Below are 223 nucleotides of genomic sequence, written 5' to 3' on the forward strand. Positions count from 1 at the left end.
GCGCCTGCCGCGTCATAGGCCTTGGCCGCTTCCACCGGATCGCCCGCATCGACGAGATCGACGAACTGCACGCCCTTCACGACGCGCCCGTCCTTCACGTCGAGGCAGGGAATGAGACGCACTTTCAGCATCAGGCATTTTCCTTGCGGGCGGAGCGCAGCAGCGCCAGCGCCTGTTCCGGATCGATGCGCCCGTCATAGAGCGCGCGGCCGGAAATGGCGCC

At 66.8% G+C, this 223-nt stretch carries 1 protein-coding gene and 1 pseudogene; both read right to left on the bottom strand.

The window, feature by feature from the left end:
• The coding region (locus tag E4K09_RS22350; RefSeq protein WP_244610639.1) for a HisA/HisF-related TIM barrel protein at positions 1-131 on the bottom strand (131 nt) is incomplete at its 3' end.
• Positions 131-223: pseudogene (locus tag E4K09_RS30450) on the bottom strand (1-(5-phosphoribosyl)-5-[(5-phosphoribosylamino)methylideneamino]imidazole-4-carboxamide isomerase); the annotation flags it as partial. The pseudogene E4K09_RS30450 and the gene E4K09_RS22350, both read right to left, overlap by 1 nt.

It is taken from the genome of Microvirga pakistanensis (assembly GCF_004458765.1).
Lineage (GTDB): Bacteria > Pseudomonadota > Alphaproteobacteria > Rhizobiales > Beijerinckiaceae > Microvirga > Microvirga pakistanensis.